Here is a 16,462-nt window from a genome sequence, read left to right as displayed (position 1 = left end):
CGATAGGATGTTTCTTTTAGAAAGACAGTGGGAGGAGCTAGAACCAGAAATCAGACATCAAAAACGACAAGAAGAGCTCCGTCCCTTGATGGAAGAATTCTTTGATTGGTGTCGGGAGCAGTATGTCTTACCAGAGTCTAAGTTAGGCCGTGCTCTTAAATACAGTTTGGATTATGAGTCCACATTCAAGACTGTATTGGAAGATGGACGTCTAGTTCTCTCTAATAATCTGGCAGAGAGGGCTATTAAATCCTTGGTTATGGGACGTAAGAATTGGCTATTCTCCCAAAGTTTAGAGGGAGCAGAGTCAAGTGCTATTATCATGACTCTGCTTGAGACAGCCAAAGTCCATCAACTTGATAGTGAAAAATATATAGCTTATCTTCTAGAACATTTGCCAAACGAGGAGACTCTCGTAAAAAAAGAGGTTCTAGAGGCTTATTTACCATGGGCTCCAAAAATCCAAGAGAATTGTAGATAAAGAAAACTCCAAGATTAAAAGCAATCTGCTTATAATCTTGGAGTTTTGTCAATATACTCTGTTATTGGGCGCTTACGATTCTTGAAAAACGATTGCCGATAAGAAAAACCAGACTGCTTAAGCCAAAGCAATCTGGTTCCTCATATTTTATCTGTCTACTTGAAACAGTGCATATCCGTTTTACAATTCAACAATTTCACCTGTTTCCAAATAAACAACCCATTCACAAACGTTCTTAGCATAGTCACCAATTCGCTCCAAGTAGCTGATCACTTGGAAATAGTCCCGACCTGCCACAATGGCTTCGGGGTTATGCTTGATTTCTTCAGTTGCTAATTCTTGGATCTTTTTGAAATAATCATTAACTTCTTCGTCCATAGCCGCAACTTGATAAGCAGAGTCAACATCTCCTTTGAGATAGAGGTCCAAAGTCGCTTCCACAAATTCTTTGACTTTTTTACCCATTTTATCAATCTCTTGCTCAACAGCTGCAATCCGTACTTCCCCTTTTACACGGATTGTTGCTTGTGCAATGGATACTGCATGGTCACCCATACGTTCAATATCACTTGAAGCCTTTAGAATCGTAATAACAGTCCGCAAATCATGTGAAACAGGCTGTTGGAGAGCAATAATCTCAAGAGATTTTTCTTCGAGTTTTACTTCATACTTATTGACATCCGCATCATCTTCAATAACGGCACGAGCTAATTCGCGATCGTGAGTAACAAAGGCACGAACGGTCCGGTTAATCTGAGATAGAACTTCGGTTCCCATCGCATAAAACTGATTGTGTAGTTTCTCTAATTCATTTTCAAATTGTGTACGTAACATATGAACTCCTATCCAAATTTACCTGTAATGTAATCTTCCGTTTCCTTGTGCTGTGGATTGAGGAACATATCCTTGGTAGAGCTATATTCCAGGCAATTGCCATCAAGGAAGAATGCAGTTCTATCGGAAATCCGAGAAGCTTGTTGCATAGACCGGGTCACTAAGAGTAAGGTGTATTGATCTTTCAAACCATAAAGGGTCTCTTCAATTTTACCAGATGAAATAGGGTCTAAGGCTGATGTAGGCTCATCCAACAAGATAATTTTAGGACTGGTTGCCAATACCCGTGCTACACAGACCCGCTGTTGTTGTCCACCAGATAGACCTAAGGCAGAATCGTGTAATCGATCTTTGACCTCATCCCAGATAGAAGCTCCTTTCAGAGATGACTCCACAGCCTCATCCAAGACTTGTTTATCCTTAATTCCTTTAATCCGGAGACCATAGACTACATTCTCATAAATCGTCATAGGGAAAGGATTGGGTTGCTGGAAGACCATTCCAATTTCCTTACGCAATTCAACTGTATCACGTCGAGGACTATATACTTCGTGCCCATCATAAACGATTGATCCTGTCAGACTAGCCTCAGGATTTAAATCATTCATCCGGTTGATAGACCGTAAAAGAGTAGATTTACCAGATCCCGAAGGTCCAATGAGAGCAGTGATTTCCTTAGGATAAAAGTCTAATGAAACACTGTTGAGGGCTTTCTTTTTACCGTAGTACACGGATAAGTCCTTCACACTTAAAATAGGTTCTGTCATGACTTCCTCCTAACCAAAACGTCCTGATACATAATCATTTGTGGATTTTAGTTGGGCATTTTGGAAAATTTTTCCAGTCTCATCGTACTCGATTAGATCTCCCAAATAGAAGAAAGCCGTATAATCACTAGCCCGAGCAGCTTGTTGCATATTGTGGGTTACGATGATAATGGTATAGTTTTTCTTCAATTCCAACATAGTCTCTTCCAACTGCATTGTCGCGATTGGATCCAAGGCAGAAGCCGGTTCATCCATCAAAAGAATGTCAGGCTTCACAGAGATTGCGCGGGCAATACAAAGCCGCTGCTGTTGTCCACCTGATAAGGTAAAAGCCGATTTATGAAGGTCATCTTTCACCTGATCCCATAAGGCTGCCTGCTTAAGCGAAGTCTCCACAATCTCATCTAAGACTTTCTTATCTTTTACCCCTGCCCGTTCATGAGCAAAGGTAATATTGCGATAAATCGATTTAGCAAATGGATTCGGCCGTTGAAAGACCATTCCAATATGCTTGCGCATTTCATACACATTGATATCTGGACGATTGACATCCACTCCCTCATAGAGGATTTCCCCTGTAACGCGGGCAATATCAATGGTGTCATTCATGCGATTCAAACTACGCAAGTAAGTCGACTTCCCAGATCCTGATGGTCCAATCAAGGCCGTAATCTTGTTCTTTTCGAACTGCATATCAATTCCCTTGATGGACTCATTTTGACCATAATACACATGAAGGTCCTTGGTCTCAAGGGCAACTTTTTCTTCTGGGAAACGAATAATGTGTTTTTCATCCCAATTATATGTTGTCATTTTTCCTTAAACCTCCTTAGGATGCTGAAGTCATCTTCTGATGAAGTTTTTTACCAAGGTAACGAGCACCTAGGTTGAAAATCAAGATAAAGATCAGAAGAACTGCTGCGCTTCCTGCTGATACCTGCATAGCATCTGGTATAGTTCCCTCACTATTGACCTTCCAAATATGGACAGCCAAAGTTTCCGCTTGGCGGAAAATCGAAATAGGGCTTGTTACATCTAAGATATTCCAATTTGACCAATCAAGAGCTGGAGCAGATTGCCCGGCAGTATAAATGAGGGCTGCCGCCTCACCAAAGATACGGCCGGAAGCCAAAACAATACCCGTCACAATTCCAGGAAGAGCCTCCGGAATAACAACATGCACTACAGTTTCCCACCGTGATATTCCAAGTGCCAAACCGGCTTCTCGCTGAGTGTGATGAACTGTCCGAAGACTATCTTCGACATTCCGTGTCATCATTGGCAAGTTAAAAACTGTCAATGCCAAGGCACCCGAAATAATAGAGAAACCATATTGAAATTGAATAACAAAAATCAAATATCCAAAGAGACCAACAACCACAGAAGGGAGTGATGAAAGAATCTCGATACACGTTCGAATAAAGTTAGTAACAGGCCCCTTCTTGGCATACTCTGATAAATAAATTCCTGCTCCCGTAGATAGGGGGAGAGAGATCAAAAGAGTAATGACCAACAAGAAAAAGGAATTAAACAATTGGATTCCAATCCCGCCTCCAGCTTCATAAGAAGAAGAACGACCTGTCAAGAAATGCCAATTTACATGTGGCAATCCTCGAACCAGAATAAATAAGAGAAGGGAGGTTAGGATGGTGACGATAATTCCTGCAATGGTGTAGAGAACAATGGTCGCCACCTTGTTCATTTTCTTAGCGTTCATAATTTCTCTTTCCTTCCCTTGTAATTAATTTAATCACGGAATTAAAGGCTAGACTCATCATTAAAAGAACCAAAGCCAAGGACCAAAGAACATTGTTCTGAACCGTACCCATAATGGTGTTCCCGATTCCCATAGTCAAAACAGAAGTCAATGTTGAAGCGGGTGTTGTCAGAGATGTTGGCATCACAGCAGAATTTCCGACAACCATCTGGATGGCTAATGCTTCACCAAAGGCCCGTGCCATCCCAAAGACAATAGCCGTAAAAATACCTGGACGAGCAGCATTCAGAACCACGCGCCAGATAGTTTGCCAGCGAGTAGCCCCCATAGCTAAACTCGCTTCTTTATAGTGACGTGGAACAGCCTTCAAACTATCGACAGTCATAAAGGTCACCGTTGGCAAAATCATAACGAAGAGGACAAATACCCCAGATAAGATTCCAAACCCTGTTCCACCTGCAATACCGCGGACAAAAGGAACAACTACTTGTAAACCAATAAATCCATAAACTACTGATGGAATTCCCACCAATAATTCAATAGCTGGCTGAAGAATTTTAGCTCCATATTTAGGAGAAATCTCTGTCATAAAGATAGCCGCTCCAATCGCAAAAGGAGTTGCAAGCAGGGCAGATAAGATGGTAACAATAAAGGAACCTGTAATCATTGGCAGAGCCCCCATATAGGGTTGACCATTCGCATCTTTCACACTTGGTTGCCATTCTGTTCCTGTAAGGAAAGAAATAGGATTAATTCCATCTACAAAGAAGGTCGATAAACCTTTCTGAGCCACGAAAATCAAAATCATCGCAACCACTAGAACAATCAGTGAGAGACACATAAAAGTAACTGTTTTACCAAATTTTTCTAATTTGGAATTTTTAGAAGGGGATAGTAATTTCTTTTCTAATTCTGATGTTTTCATTCCTGTTCCCCCTCGCTCTTTGGACTTTGTGCTTTCACAGTTACCTTACCATCCGCATCTTTCTCAACTTCCATTTTATTAATGGAGATATAGCCCATGCTACGAACGATACCATCTTGGACTTCATCAGAAATCATATAGTCCAAAAACTCTTCTGTGAGCTCATCCTTATTCTTTTTAGTATACATATGTTCATAAGACCAGATAGGCCACTTATTTGTAGCAACATTCTCAGCAGTTGGTGCAGCACCATCTAGCTTTAACTGTTTCACAGAGTCATCTACATAAGAAAAGGCAAGATAAGAAATAGCTCCCGGTGTTTGAGACACAATGGACTTAACCATACCATTGGAATCTTGTTCTTGACTCTTCTTAGCAGTTACACCATCCATAACAACTTTATCAAAAGTCGAACGGGAACCTGAACCAACCGCACGGTTGATAATCGTTACTTCCAAGTTTGGTCCCCCAACTTCTTTCCAGTTGGTAATCTTGCCCGCAAAGACATCTCGTAATTGATTCAAGGTGAGATTATCGATGCTAACTTCCTTATTAGCAATCACAGCTAAACCTGCAACTGCAACTTGATGATCCATTAATTCATCTGCTTTAATCCCATCTTTCTCTTCCGCAAAGACATCACTATTCCCGATTTGAACAGCACCCGATTGCACCTGAGAAAGACCCGTACCGGATCCTCCACCTTGGACATTGATGGTTTTTCCTAGATGCTGGGCAGAAAACTCATCTGATGCGGCTTCGACTAGCGGTTGCAAGGCTGTAGATCCCACAGCCGTAATGGATTCGCCTTTATCAATCCATGCTGCACAGGCTGATAGAGACAGAGCTGTCATCCCCAGAACAGAGATGCTCAGTAGTTTTTTACCAAAGCTCATATTTTTTTCCTTTAATTAAATTTGGGGTGGCTTTCACGCCATTTCTAGCCCCTTTCTCACTATACCATAAAGCACGAAAGGTTCCATCAAAATTGCCCAAAAAACCACCAAATGAAATACTTTTTTTGATTAACGAATTTCAGCTCCAAGTTCTGATTCCAAAGCCTTCTGAATCTTGTCCATATAGCGTACCACTTCCTCATCTTCCATAGTAGCTTCTGGATTTTGGAAGGTCAGGCTATAGGCCATAGATTTCTGATTCTCACTCAATGGTAATCCTTGATAGACATCAAACAGATGAATAGCTTTCAAGCGTTTCAAATTTAAAGATGAAAGAACATCTAGAATCGCTTGATGCTGAACCTCTTCCTGAACCAAAAGAGCAATATCCCGTGTAACGGAAGGGAATTTACTAATATCCTGGAAGATCGCTTGCTCTGGTAATAAGTTTTCTACAAGTGACAGATTAACTTCCGCAACATAAACTTCTGATAAATCATAATCCTTAGATAGAGCCGGATGAACTTGACCAAGGAAACCAATCGTTTGATCTCCTACCTGAAGCAGAGCTGTCCGCCCAGGATGACTACCAGGAAGATCAGCAATGGCTTTATAGGTTACCTCTAATCCCAAACGATCAAAGAGTAATTCCAACATCCCCTTAGCCGTAAAGAAGTCGACTGCTTGAGGTTGAGTTTGGAAATCTTTTTCTGTGAGTGACCCCGTTAAGGCCAAGGCCAAGACTGTATCTTCCTGTGGCAGTTGCTGACCTTCAATCTGTTTGAAAATCTTACCAATCTCATAAATAGCTAGGTTCGGCTGACGACGAGCTTGATTATATTGAAGCGTTTCTAGAAGACTAGATACCATACTTTGCCGAAGCACACTGCGCTCGACACTCATTGGCCACATCAATTGAATCAATGCAGATGGATTCTGTCTGAACAATTGTGCTTTTTCAGGTGTTGTCAATGTATAAGTGATAACTTCTGTTAAACCAGCACCTTCCATCGTGTCTTGAACCTTGCGACGAAGAGCTTGCATCGTAGTCAATTCACCTGCAGTTCCCTGTCCTCCTGGCAAAGAAGACGGGAGACGGTCATAGCCATAAATACGAGCAATCTCCTCATTTAAATCTGCTGGGATGGTAATATCCCAGCGACGCTTTGGTACCGAGACTTGGAAAGCTGTCGCATCTCCAGACAGACCAAAGCCTAAGCGACGGAAAACATCCTCGATGGCAGCATAATCTAAGTCTGTACCTAGGACACGATTAACAGAGGCTAAATCAGTAGCAACAGATACTGGTTCAACATCAACCTCTCCTGCTTCTACACGCCCCGACAGTACTTCAGCTCCAGCAAGTTCCACTAAAAGACTAGCAGCATAATCCAAAGCCTCAGAAACAGACCCTACATTAATTCCCTTTTCAAAACGTGCTGATGCTTCGCTACGTAAATTGAGGCGTCCACTTGTTTTACGGATTGAAGTTCCATCAAAAACAGCTGCTTCAAGAACTACCCGTTTGGATTCCTTAGTAATTTCTGTCGCTTGACCTCCCATAACTCCTGCAAGGGCAACAGGCTCATCCGCAACTGTAATCACTAAATCGGAAACTTCTAGATTCCGCTCAACTCCATCCAAAGTTAGGAGCTGTTCACCCACACGAGCCTCTCGCACAACAATCTTAGAATCCTTGAAGGTATCTAAGTCAAAAGCATGCAAGGGCTGACCATACTCTAGCAGAACCAAATTCGTTACGTCCACGACATTGTTAATCGGTCTAATACCAGCATTCATTAAACGATTTTGCAACCATTGAGGACTTGGTGCTACTTGAACATTTTCCAAAATACGTGCCTGATAAGTCGATACTTTATCGGATTCAATCGCTACTTCTAATAAGTCGGACGCAGGTTGCGAAACTTCCGTTAATGTAACAGGCTTCAAGGTCAAGTTACTATCGTAAATAGCCGCGACCTCATAGGCAACTCCTCTCATGGAAAGAGCATCTGCACGGTTAGGTGTAATGGACAATTCAATGATTTGATCATCCATATCCAAATAAGGAAATACCGATTCTCCAGGAATTGCATCAGCTGGAAGAACTTGAATCCCTTCCGCATACTCCTTAGGAATAATAGATTCAGAGAGTCCCAACTCAGCTAACGAACAGATCATACCAAGAGATTCCATCCCTCGAATTTTACCTTTTTTAATTTTATAGTTATCTGCAATTCTAGCACCAGGTAAAGCAACAATGACCTTTTGTCCAGCCGCAATATTGGGAGCCCCACAAACAATTTGCCGAGCTTCTTCTTCACCAACATCTACTTGGCAACGATGAAGATGAGTTTCAGGGACTGCCTCCTCTGTTAGCACATGCCCCACGACAATTTTAGAAAGTCCATCTGCAGGGCTCATGACTCCCTCAACCTCGATACCAGTTGTAGACATTTTTTCGGCTAATGCAGCCACTGGAACATCCAATTCCACTAATTCTTTTAACCACTTATAACTTACTAACACTTCATACTCCTTACTTGAACTGCTCTGAGAAGCGTTGGTCTCCCAAATAAAAACCACGAATATCATTGATTCCGTACCGCAACATGGCAATACGTTCTTGTCCTAATCCAAAGGCGAAACCGGAATATTTACTAGAATCAATTCCACTCATTTCAAGAACACGTGGGTGTACCATACCAGCCCCTAAAATTTCAATCCAACCAGTTTTTTTGCAGACATTACAGCCCTCACCACCACACTTAAAGCAGGAAACATCCACTTCTACAGAAGGTTCTGTAAACGGGAAATAGGACGGACGTAAACGAATTTTGCGATCTTGACCAAACATCTTCTGGAGAATTAATTCCAAAGTTCCTTTAAGGTCTGCCATAGAGATTCCTTCTCCTACAACTAAACCTTCAATTTGATGGAACTGATGACTATGGGTAGCATCATCTGTATCTCTACGATAAACACGTCCCGGAGAAATCATCTTAAGAGGACCCTGGCTAAAATCATGGGTCTCCATAGTCCGTGCTTGGACTGGACTTGTGTGAGTCCGCAATAAAACTTCCTCTGTAACATAGAAAGTATCTTGCATATCACGTGCTGGATGGTCCTTCGGCAAATTCATACGCTCAAAATTATAATAATCAGACTCTACTTCAAAGCCATCGACAATCTGATATCCCATACCTAGGAAAATGTCTTCGATTTCTTGGCTAATTTGAGTCAAGACATGGCGTTGACCACGCTTCACCTGACGCCCTGGTAGAGTGACATCAATACTTTCAGCTTCCAGCTGTTTAAGAATTCGATCTGCTTCTAAATCCTTTGCAGCTTGATCAAATGCTTGTGTTAAGACATCACGAGCTTCATTCACATGTTTTCCAACCACAGGACGCATCTCGGCAGATAAGTCCTTCATTCCTTTCAAGATCTCAGTCAAAGAACCTTTTTTACCCATGACAGAAACTCTTAGATTTTCTAACTCATGATCTAGCTCACTGTTAACATCATTCAAACTGGCAAGGGTATCCGCCACCAGTTTGGACAGCTTTTCTTCAATTGTTTCCATTTTTCCTCCATAAAAAAAGCGCGTGCAAACTCACCTTAATCGGAGCGTTGACACGCGGTACCATCCGTCTTTCATCCCATCAAGGGACCTTATTTTCATTGTTCTTATATGGGTGAATTCACCAAGCTTCCCCTGGGCAGACTCTCAGTCACGGTCTCCCTCCCTGTACAGCTTTCCCTTGGTTACTAGTCCCACGAACAAGTATTCAATTACAATTTTAGTCTATCAAAAATAGTAGTCTTTGACAAGCGAATTACGAATTCCAACGGAAGTTCACTAGCTCTTTTTAAGCCTAGTTCAAAAAAACTTGTCCTGTTTGGTAATCTAGCCTGATTCCTTCCTGAACATTCGGAATAAAAACATTAAATTCCAAACTTCCGTCACTGGATTTTGCCTCCAGATGAGAGCCAGATGGAACTAAATCCCATTGATTATTATAGATGACCTCAACCCGGTAACGAACACGCTTATTTTTATCTAAAGCTTTACGAACAAGGGTTTCATAATAATTTTGACCACGTCCTTGTTTTGAATTGGCCTGATTCGACCAAGCAGTTTGAACCGCTATATTGGCGGGATTACTCGTTGAAGCATCATATCCTTTCAAACCACCGACTAAGGCATAGCCTAATAAATGCCCACGATCAACAGCATGGTTATATTCTCCTTCAAGACGAAGTTGGTGCCAACCAGCTGGAGTCCATGATGTCGAACCATTTCCAGTTTCTTCTCGGCTTTTATACTGACGTGTCGATTTAGCCAATAGCGCATTCGCCAGAGTTGGCACTACTTCACCATTCACTTCCTTGGTTTCATTTGTAGCATAGGGTTTACTAGCCACGTTGGCATTTAAATTTGTCTGATTTCCGTTCACCTCAAAAGAACCAGCTCCATTCCAAGTCAGGTCTCCCTTAAGTTGAGCTCTAACAGATTCTGTTAATACAGACTCCGCTAAAACTTGACTGGGTGCTTCTTGTGAATGCTGTATACTTTGCTGGGGGAGGGCTTCTTGGTTACTAGTTTGGTCAGATACATAATAACTCGCCAAGGCCAATCCTAAACTGACTAACACACCTAAAGTACTAACTGCCTGTTTTTGTTTTCTTCGACCCATAGTTCTCCTTAATGAAATTTATCCATCAATTCTTTCCAAGTTGATGGGGACAAAATATCAAGAGGCTGTTTTCCCTCTCCCAAGACAGAGTAGCCTAAAAGTAAACCCAAGGCAAATACCAAGAAGGTTAACAGAAGAAATCCAAAGATCAATAACCACTGTCTTCGAAAACGACGCCAATTACTTTCCATTAGTAGTTCCTACTCGTTCTATGTTTGCTCCTAAAGCAGCTAACTTGCGTTCAAACTGATAATAGCCGCGATCTAAATGACTGAGTTTGCCAACTCGAGTTTCTCCCTCTGCTACTAGACCTGCTAAAATTAAGGCTGCACTAGCCCGCAAATCCGTTGACATCACCTCAGCCCCTTGTAAAGTTTGACCACCATAAATAATAGCGGTGTCCCGAAGAATATCAGAATGTAAATTCATTCGACGCATTTCTTCCAAGTGTTGAAAACGATTTTCAAAAACCGTTTCAATCATGGTCGACTCCCCTGGTGCGACAGCCATCAAGGTTGTAAACTGGGCCTGCATATCTGTTGGAAAACCTGGATGAGGCTGAGTCTTAACGGTCACCGATTTTAATTTCGAAACATCCGATTTTATACGGATACCTGCTGCCTCTTCTAGGACTTCAACCCCCATCTCCTGCATTTTTGCTAGAAGCGGGCGGTTGTGTTCCCAAATGGCATCTTCAATCAAGACATCGCCACCAGTCATGGCTGCAGCTACCATAAAGGTTCCCGCTTCAATTCTGTCCTGCACAACAGCATGTTCCGCTCCATGTAAAGACTCTACGCCATGAATAATCAAGGTTTCCGTGCCAGCACCACGAACATCTGCCCCCATAGCATTTAAGAGTAGGGCTAAACCCACGATTTCAGGCTCACGAGCCGCATTTTCAATAATTGTTACCCCATCAGCTAGGGTGGCTGCCATCATAATATTCTGAGTAGCCCCAACACTTGGGAAATCAAGATAAATCGTAGCGCCTTTCAAACGATCCGCCTTCGCTTCAATATAACCTGCCTCTTGATGGATTTCCGCCCCCAGAGCTTCTAATCCCTTCAAATGTAGGTCAATAGGTCGGCTACCGATGGTACAACCTCCAGGCATGGAAACCTTGGCAAAACCATTACGCGCTAAAATAGGACCAAGAACCACGATAGAAGCTCGCATTTGGCTTACATATTCATAGGGAGCTTCACTGAGAATAGAGCCCTGAGCATCCACTACGATCTGATTTAATTCCTGTTGAAAGTCGACATCAATGTTCAGACCAGAAATAACTTGAGCGAGGGTGAATACATCAGATAATATAGGAACGTTGGTAAGGGTTGTCTTACCCTCAGAAACCAGAATTGTTGCTGCTAGTAAGGGCAGAACTGCATTCTTAGCTCCTTCAATTTTTACTGTACCGGTTAGACGGTTGTTACCACCTTTTATAACAATTTGATCCATTTTTTACTCCAAAAAATCATTTTGATTTTATTCTAACACAAAAGTAGAAATAGAGGCCAAAATCACTCTGCTAGTGAACGAAGCTCCATACTCAATTGCACTAAGCTAAGAAAAAAGGAGGACACCAAGAACCCCAATGCAATACTGAACATCAGATGAAGTAATTGAGCTTTGTGGGTATTCTCAGATGTGATACGTAACAACTTATTCCATGCCAGTAAATCCCCCAGTAAACGATGACTTACATAAATAAAAAACAAGTGACTGCAAACTGCTAAAATTTGAATATTCATGAATCCATTGTAACATAGTCTAAACCAATACTCCTTCAATTTCAAATTGGACATTACCATACCTCTTGCAATGACTTAGCTATGAAAAAACAAGGCCTCGAAAGAACCTTGTTTCTTCTTATTACTTACTTCCCACATTGATTCGGTTAATGGCTCGTTGCAAGGCAATGCGCGCCCGTTGTTCCTGATCAATGGAATGTTCTGAAATAGCTTGTTCCAAAGCTGCTTCCGCACGCTTCTTAGCTCTCTCTGCGCGGCTGATATCAATATCTCGTTCACGCTCTGCAGAATCAGCAATAATCGTGATGGTATCGTCAGCTACTTCAATAACTCCTCCATTTACAGCTACCCAATCAACATGACCTTCATCATCAACTCGACGAACCTTTAGTTCATCCACCGCCAAAACGGCTAATAGATTGGTATGACCTGGAAGAATTCCAAGCTCCCCTTCGGTGGTTCGAGCCATGACAAATTGAGCATGGTGCTGATAGATCATACCATGAGGCGTTACAATTTGTACAGTCATCTGGCCCATAGTTCACCTCTAAAAGTTCATTTTCTCTGCCTTAGCGATTACATCTTCGATAGAACCAACACCCCGGAAGGCATCTTCAGGAAGATGATCGTATTTTCCGTTTAGGATATCTTTAAATCCACGGACAGTTTCCGCAACTGGAACATAAGATCCTGGCTGTCCTGTAAATTGTTCCGCAACGTTAAAGTTTTGAGAGAGGAAGAACTGAATACGGCGTGCACGCGCAACCAGTGTCTTTTCTTCATCAGATAATTCATCCATACCAAGAATCGCAATGATGTCTTGTAGCTCATTGTAACGTTGGAGCACACGTTTCACCTCAGAGGCTACTTCATAATGCTCTTCTCCAACAATTTCTGGAGCCAATGCTCGTGAACTAGATGCCAATGGATCTACGGCTGGATAAATCCCCAATTGTACCAATTTACGTTCCAAGTTCGTCGTGGAATCTAAGTGGGCAAAGGCTGTCGCAGGAGCCGGGTCAGTATAGTCATCCGCAGGAACATAAATCGCCTGAATTGATGTAACCGAACCTTTTTTAGTTGAAGTAATCCGTTCTTGCAATTGTCCCATCTCAGTAGCCAAGGTCGGTTGATAACCCACAGCAGATGGCATCCGACCTAAAAGGGCCGACACTTCTGAACCCGCTTGAGTGAAACGGAAGATGTTATCAATAAAGAGCAAAACGTCTTGTCCTTCAACATCTCGGAAGTATTCTGCGATTGTCAAACCTGTAAGCGCCACACGCATCCGTGCTCCTGGTGGCTCATTCATTTGTCCGAAAACCATGGCTGTTTTTTCAATAACGCCAGATTCCTTCATTTCCCAATAAAGGTCATTTCCTTCACGGGTCCGCTCACCAACACCTGTAAAGACGGAAATTCCTCCATGCTCTTGAGCGATATTGTGAATCAATTCCTGGATCAAAACGGTTTTACCAACTCCGGCACCACCGAAGAGTCCAACCTTACCACCTTTTAGATAGGGAGCCAAGAGGTCAATGACCTTGATTCCTGTTTCCAAAATCTCAGTAGAAGTTGACAATTCATCAAAGCTTGGAGCTTTCTTATGAATAGGTTGACGGCTGATGTGATCTTCAATCGGCTGATCCAAATCAATGGTTTCTCCTAGAACATTGAAAACCCGTCCAAGAGTTTCTTTTCCAACTGGAACAGAAATTGGTCGACCAGTATCTAACACCTCTTGGCCACGTTTCAAACCATCTGTTGATTCCATAGCGATGGTACGTACAACACCATCTCCCAACTCAAGAGCAACTTCAAGAACAATTTTACCTGCTTGCTCTCCATCCTTATAGACCACTAAGGCATTATTAATTTCTGGTAATGGTGCATCCGTTGGAAAGACTACATCCACAACGGGTCCAATTACCTGAGCAATCTTACCTGTGCTCATGTCTTTCTCCTTTTCTTCTATCGTTACTCTAAAGCGCTTGCTCCAGCAACGATTTCTGTAATTTCTTGTGTAATAGCTGCTTGACGGGCACGATTATACTGAATCGTTAATTCAGAAATGACCTTTTTAGCATTATCCGTCGCAGTCTGCATGGCTGTCATACCTGCAGCATTCTCAGCAGTTTTCGCATCGATAATAGCTCCATAAATCATACTTTCCGCATATTGTGGCAAAAGCTGATTTAAGAGTGCTTCTTTTCCAGGCTCCAAATCAAATTCTTTGGCATAACCTGTTTTAGCTTCATTTGGATCCAAATCAACAATCGGCAACATCTGCTCAACCCGCATCTGACTGGTTAAGGAGTTGATGTGATGATTGTAACAAACGTACAATTCATCAAACAATTCTGCCTGATACATTCCCACAGCCTTATTGATGATTTTCTGAACCTCATCAAAACTTGGCTGATCTGCTAATCCACGGAGCTCATAGATAGGCTCAATCCCACGAGCCTTAAAGAAATCTGTCCCCATTCCACCAATTGAAATGATGGCATAAGTTTCTGGATCTTCATGGTATTCTTTAATCAAATCCATCACAGCCTTCAGCACGGTTGAATTGTAACCACCAACCAAACCACGATCAGAAGTAATCACAATATAACCCGTCTTTTTGACCGGACGACTAAGGAGCATGGGATTGCTACTTCCGGATACCAACTCAGAATCTAGTAAATCCGTGAGGAGTTGGCGTACCCGTTTAGCGTACACTTGAAAATCTTTCGCAGCTTGCTCAGACTTTCCTAGTTTTGCAGCGGAAACCATTTGCATGGCATTGGTGATTTGACTCGTATTTTTAGTCGATGCAATTTTATTTTTAATTTCATTTAAAGAAACGGCCATTTCTTACCCCTTTCTTAGTTGAAATTTGTTTGATCCTTAAATTCTTGGATGGCAGCATCCAATACTTCTTCTTTTGGAAGGTCCTTGGTCATACGAATACCTTCAAAAATCTCAGGATGTTTGGCATCGAAATAATCATAAAGCTCTGCTTCAAAACGAATAATCTCATCCACAGGAATATCATCCAAGAATCCGTGAGTTAGAGCATAAAGAATCACAACTTGCTTTTCAACAGGCAGAGGCTTATGAACCGGTTGTTTCAAAACTTCAATGGTACGACGACCACGGTTTAAACGAGCCTGGGTTGCTGCGTCCAAATCACTACCAAATTTGGTAAAGGCTTCGAGTTCACGATAGGCTGCTAAGTCAATCCGAAGAGTACCCGCAACTTTTTTCATAGCCTTGATCTGAGCTGAACCTCCAACCCGTGATACAGATGACCCTGCATCAATAGCAGGACGAACACCAGAATTGAAAAGAGAGTCATCCAAGAAAATTTGACCATCTGTAATAGAAATCACATTCGTCGCAATATAGGCTGAGATATCTCCTGCTTGGGTTTCAATAAATGGAAGGGCTGTAATAGATCCACCTCCAAGCTCATCTGAAACTTTCGCAGACCGTTCCAAAAGACGACTATGTAGATAGAAAACATCCCCAGGGAAAGCCTCCCGTCCTGGTGGACGACGAAGTAAGAGGGAAAGTTCCCGATAGGCAACGGCTTGTTTTGATAAATCATCATAAACGATTAAAACATGTTTCCCTTGGTACATAAATTCTTCCGCCATTGCAACACCGGCATAAGGTGCCAAGAAAAGCAATGGTGAAGGTTGTGACGCTGATGCTGACACCACAATTGTATAATCAAGAGCTCCATGCTTCCGCAAGGTTTCAACTTGTGTCCGAACGGTTGATTCCTTTTGTCCAATGGCTACATAGATACAAATCATATCTTGGCCTTTTTGGTTCAAAATAGCATCAATAGCAATAGTTGTTTTACCAGTTTGACGGTCACCAATCACCAATTCCCGTTGCCCGCGTCCAATTGGAACTAGGGCATCAATCGCCTTTAATCCTGTTTGGAGTGGTTCTGAAACGGACTTCCGTTCCATAACACCAGGTGCCGGAGCCTCTACTGGACGCGTCCCTGAAGTTTCGATTGGGCCAAGCCCATCAATAGGACGTCCCAAAGGATCCACAACACGTCCAATCAAAGCTTCCCCTACAGGGACTTCCATAATTTTTCCAGTACGGCGTACAGTATCACCTTCACGAATATCTGTAAATTCACCAAGAATGATGATCCCGACATCTTTGGTTTCCAGGTTTTGCGCCATTCCATAGGAGCCATTTTCAAAGATGAGTAATTCACCACTCATAGCCTGATTTAGACCATGGGCCCGTGCAATTCCGTCACCGATGTAGGTTACAACTCCTGTTTCGGTCACATCAAAATCTGGTTGAAAATTGTCGATTTGTTGCTTAATTAAAGCGCTAATTTCTTGTGCTTGAATCGCCAACGCTCACACCAC

The 16,462-nt window shown here is 42.3% G+C and carries 17 protein-coding genes; 1 reads left to right on the top strand and 16 read right to left on the bottom strand.

The genetic code is table 11. From position 1 onward, the window contains the following. The coding region (locus E4T71_RS01425; RefSeq protein WP_135035756.1) for a transposase at positions 1 to 481 on the top strand (481 nt) is incomplete at its 5' end. A 180-nt stretch (positions 482 to 661) separates the two neighbouring features. On the opposite strand, the gene phoU is transcribed toward E4T71_RS01425, so the two are convergent. The 16 genes from phoU to atpA form a co-directional block, all read right to left on the bottom strand. Beyond that, positions 662 to 1,315 carry a phosphate signaling complex protein PhoU gene (gene phoU / locus E4T71_RS01420; protein WP_135035753.1) on the bottom strand — a complete coding sequence of 218 codons (654 nt, stop codon included), beginning with the start codon at positions 1,313 to 1,315 and terminating at the stop codon, positions 662 to 664. Positions 1,316 to 1,323: 8 nt separating this feature from the next. Further along, entirely contained in the window at positions 1,324 to 2,082 is a 759-nt protein-coding gene (gene pstB, locus E4T71_RS01415; protein WP_135035750.1) for a phosphate ABC transporter ATP-binding protein PstB, read from the bottom strand. 9 nt (positions 2,083 to 2,091) lie between these two features. Then, positions 2,092 to 2,895: a phosphate ABC transporter ATP-binding protein PstB gene (pstB, locus tag E4T71_RS01410; RefSeq protein WP_135035748.1), complete on the bottom strand. Its 804-nt coding sequence runs from the start codon at positions 2,893 to 2,895 to the stop codon at positions 2,092 to 2,094. A 16-nt stretch (positions 2,896 to 2,911) separates the two neighbouring features. Then, a complete protein-coding gene (gene pstA, locus E4T71_RS01405) occupies positions 2,912 to 3,799 on the bottom strand; it encodes a phosphate ABC transporter permease PstA (RefSeq protein ID WP_135035745.1) in 888 nt (295 codons plus the stop codon). Continuing rightward, positions 3,789 to 4,724 (bottom strand): phosphate ABC transporter permease subunit PstC, encoded by a 936-nt coding sequence (gene pstC, locus E4T71_RS01400; protein ID WP_135035742.1) that lies wholly within the window; start codon positions 4,722 to 4,724, stop codon positions 3,789 to 3,791. The genes pstA and pstC overlap by 11 nt, the downstream gene beginning before the upstream one ends. After that, positions 4,721 to 5,620, bottom strand: a complete 900-nt coding sequence (locus E4T71_RS01395; RefSeq protein ID WP_135035739.1) for a phosphate ABC transporter substrate-binding protein PstS family protein — start codon at positions 5,618 to 5,620, stop codon at positions 4,721 to 4,723. Before E4T71_RS01395 ends, pstC begins: the two co-directional genes overlap by 4 nt. A 129-nt stretch (positions 5,621 to 5,749) precedes the next feature. Next, entirely contained in the window at positions 5,750 to 8,149 is a 2,400-nt protein-coding gene (pheT, locus tag E4T71_RS01390; RefSeq protein WP_135035736.1) for a phenylalanine--tRNA ligase subunit beta, read from the bottom strand. Between the two features lie 10 nt (positions 8,150 to 8,159). Next, positions 8,160 to 9,206, bottom strand: a complete 1,047-nt coding sequence (gene pheS, locus E4T71_RS01385) for a phenylalanine--tRNA ligase subunit alpha (RefSeq protein WP_135035733.1) — start codon at positions 9,204 to 9,206, stop codon at positions 8,160 to 8,162. A 292-nt stretch (positions 9,207 to 9,498) separates the two neighbouring features. Then, positions 9,499 to 10,320: a DNA/RNA non-specific endonuclease gene (locus E4T71_RS01380; RefSeq protein WP_135035730.1), complete on the bottom strand. Its 822-nt coding sequence runs from the start codon at positions 10,318 to 10,320 to the stop codon at positions 9,499 to 9,501. An 8-nt stretch (positions 10,321 to 10,328) separates the two neighbouring features. Beyond that, entirely contained in the window at positions 10,329 to 10,511 is a 183-nt protein-coding gene (locus E4T71_RS01375; protein ID WP_135035727.1) for a DNA-directed RNA polymerase subunit beta, read from the bottom strand. Then, positions 10,501 to 11,781, bottom strand: a complete 1,281-nt coding sequence (murA, locus tag E4T71_RS01370) for a UDP-N-acetylglucosamine 1-carboxyvinyltransferase (protein WP_135035724.1) — start codon at positions 11,779 to 11,781, stop codon at positions 10,501 to 10,503. The genes E4T71_RS01375 and murA overlap by 11 nt, the downstream gene beginning before the upstream one ends. 62 nt (positions 11,782 to 11,843) lie before the next feature. Further along, a complete protein-coding gene (locus E4T71_RS01365) occupies positions 11,844 to 12,074 on the bottom strand; it encodes a DUF1146 family protein (protein ID WP_135035765.1) in 231 nt (76 codons plus the stop codon). A 121-nt stretch (positions 12,075 to 12,195) separates the two neighbouring features. Beyond that, on the bottom strand, positions 12,196 to 12,612 hold the full coding sequence (locus E4T71_RS01360; RefSeq protein ID WP_135035721.1) for a F0F1 ATP synthase subunit epsilon: 417 nt from the start codon (positions 12,610 to 12,612) through the stop codon (positions 12,196 to 12,198). Positions 12,613 to 12,621: 9 nt separating this feature from the next. Continuing rightward, positions 12,622 to 14,028 carry a F0F1 ATP synthase subunit beta gene (gene atpD, locus E4T71_RS01355; protein ID WP_135035717.1) on the bottom strand — a complete coding sequence of 469 codons (1,407 nt, stop codon included), beginning with the start codon at positions 14,026 to 14,028 and terminating at the stop codon, positions 12,622 to 12,624. 23 nt (positions 14,029 to 14,051) lie between these two features. Beyond that, positions 14,052 to 14,930: a F0F1 ATP synthase subunit gamma gene (locus E4T71_RS01350; protein ID WP_135035714.1), complete on the bottom strand. Its 879-nt coding sequence runs from the start codon at positions 14,928 to 14,930 to the stop codon at positions 14,052 to 14,054. 14 nt (positions 14,931 to 14,944) lie between these two features. Beyond that, positions 14,945 to 16,450, bottom strand: a complete 1,506-nt coding sequence (gene atpA, locus E4T71_RS01345) for a F0F1 ATP synthase subunit alpha (RefSeq protein ID WP_135035711.1) — start codon at positions 16,448 to 16,450, stop codon at positions 14,945 to 14,947. Between the last annotated feature and the right edge of the window lie 12 nt (positions 16,451 to 16,462).

This window comes from Streptococcus sp. WM07, assembly GCF_004570525.1.
In the GTDB taxonomy this organism is placed as follows: domain Bacteria; phylum Bacillota; class Bacilli; order Lactobacillales; family Streptococcaceae; genus Streptococcus.
The sequence above is the reverse complement of the archived record's forward strand: the minus strand, read 5'-3'. Positions and strand labels throughout refer to the sequence as shown.

What these genes read in the sequence shown, in the direction of transcription:
- phoU (WP_135035753.1), bottom strand. Translation starts at nt 1,315, where the DNA reads ATGTTACGTACACAATTTGAAAATGAATTAGAGAAACTACACAATCAG.
- pstB (WP_135035750.1), bottom strand. Translation starts at nt 2,082, where the DNA reads ATGACAGAACCTATTTTAAGTGTGAAGGACTTATCCGTGTACTACGGT.
- pstB (WP_135035748.1), bottom strand. Translation starts at nt 2,895, where the DNA reads ATGACAACATATAATTGGGATGAAAAACACATTATTCGTTTCCCAGAA.
- pstA (WP_135035745.1), bottom strand. Translation starts at nt 3,799, where the DNA reads ATGAACGCTAAGAAAATGAACAAGGTGGCGACCATTGTTCTCTACACC.
- pstC (WP_135035742.1), bottom strand. Translation starts at nt 4,724, where the DNA reads ATGAAAACATCAGAATTAGAAAAGAAATTACTATCCCCTTCTAAAAAT.
- E4T71_RS01395 (WP_135035739.1), bottom strand. Translation starts at nt 5,620, where the DNA reads ATGAGCTTTGGTAAAAAACTACTGAGCATCTCTGTTCTGGGGATGACA.
- pheS (WP_135035733.1), bottom strand. Translation starts at nt 9,206, where the DNA reads ATGGAAACAATTGAAGAAAAGCTGTCCAAACTGGTGGCGGATACCCTT.
- E4T71_RS01380 (WP_135035730.1), bottom strand. Translation starts at nt 10,320, where the DNA reads ATGGGTCGAAGAAAACAAAAACAGGCAGTTAGTACTTTAGGTGTGTTA.
- E4T71_RS01375 (WP_135035727.1), bottom strand. Translation starts at nt 10,511, where the DNA reads ATGGAAAGTAATTGGCGTCGTTTTCGAAGACAGTGGTTATTGATCTTT.
- murA (WP_135035724.1), bottom strand. Translation starts at nt 11,781, where the DNA reads ATGGATCAAATTGTTATAAAAGGTGGTAACAACCGTCTAACCGGTACA.
- E4T71_RS01365 (WP_135035765.1), bottom strand. Translation starts at nt 12,074, where the DNA reads ATGAATATTCAAATTTTAGCAGTTTGCAGTCACTTGTTTTTTATTTAT.
- E4T71_RS01360 (WP_135035721.1), bottom strand. Translation starts at nt 12,612, where the DNA reads ATGGGCCAGATGACTGTACAAATTGTAACGCCTCATGGTATGATCTAT.
- atpD (WP_135035717.1), bottom strand. Translation starts at nt 14,028, where the DNA reads ATGAGCACAGGTAAGATTGCTCAGGTAATTGGACCCGTTGTGGATGTA.
- E4T71_RS01350 (WP_135035714.1), bottom strand. Translation starts at nt 14,930, where the DNA reads ATGGCCGTTTCTTTAAATGAAATTAAAAATAAAATTGCATCGACTAAA.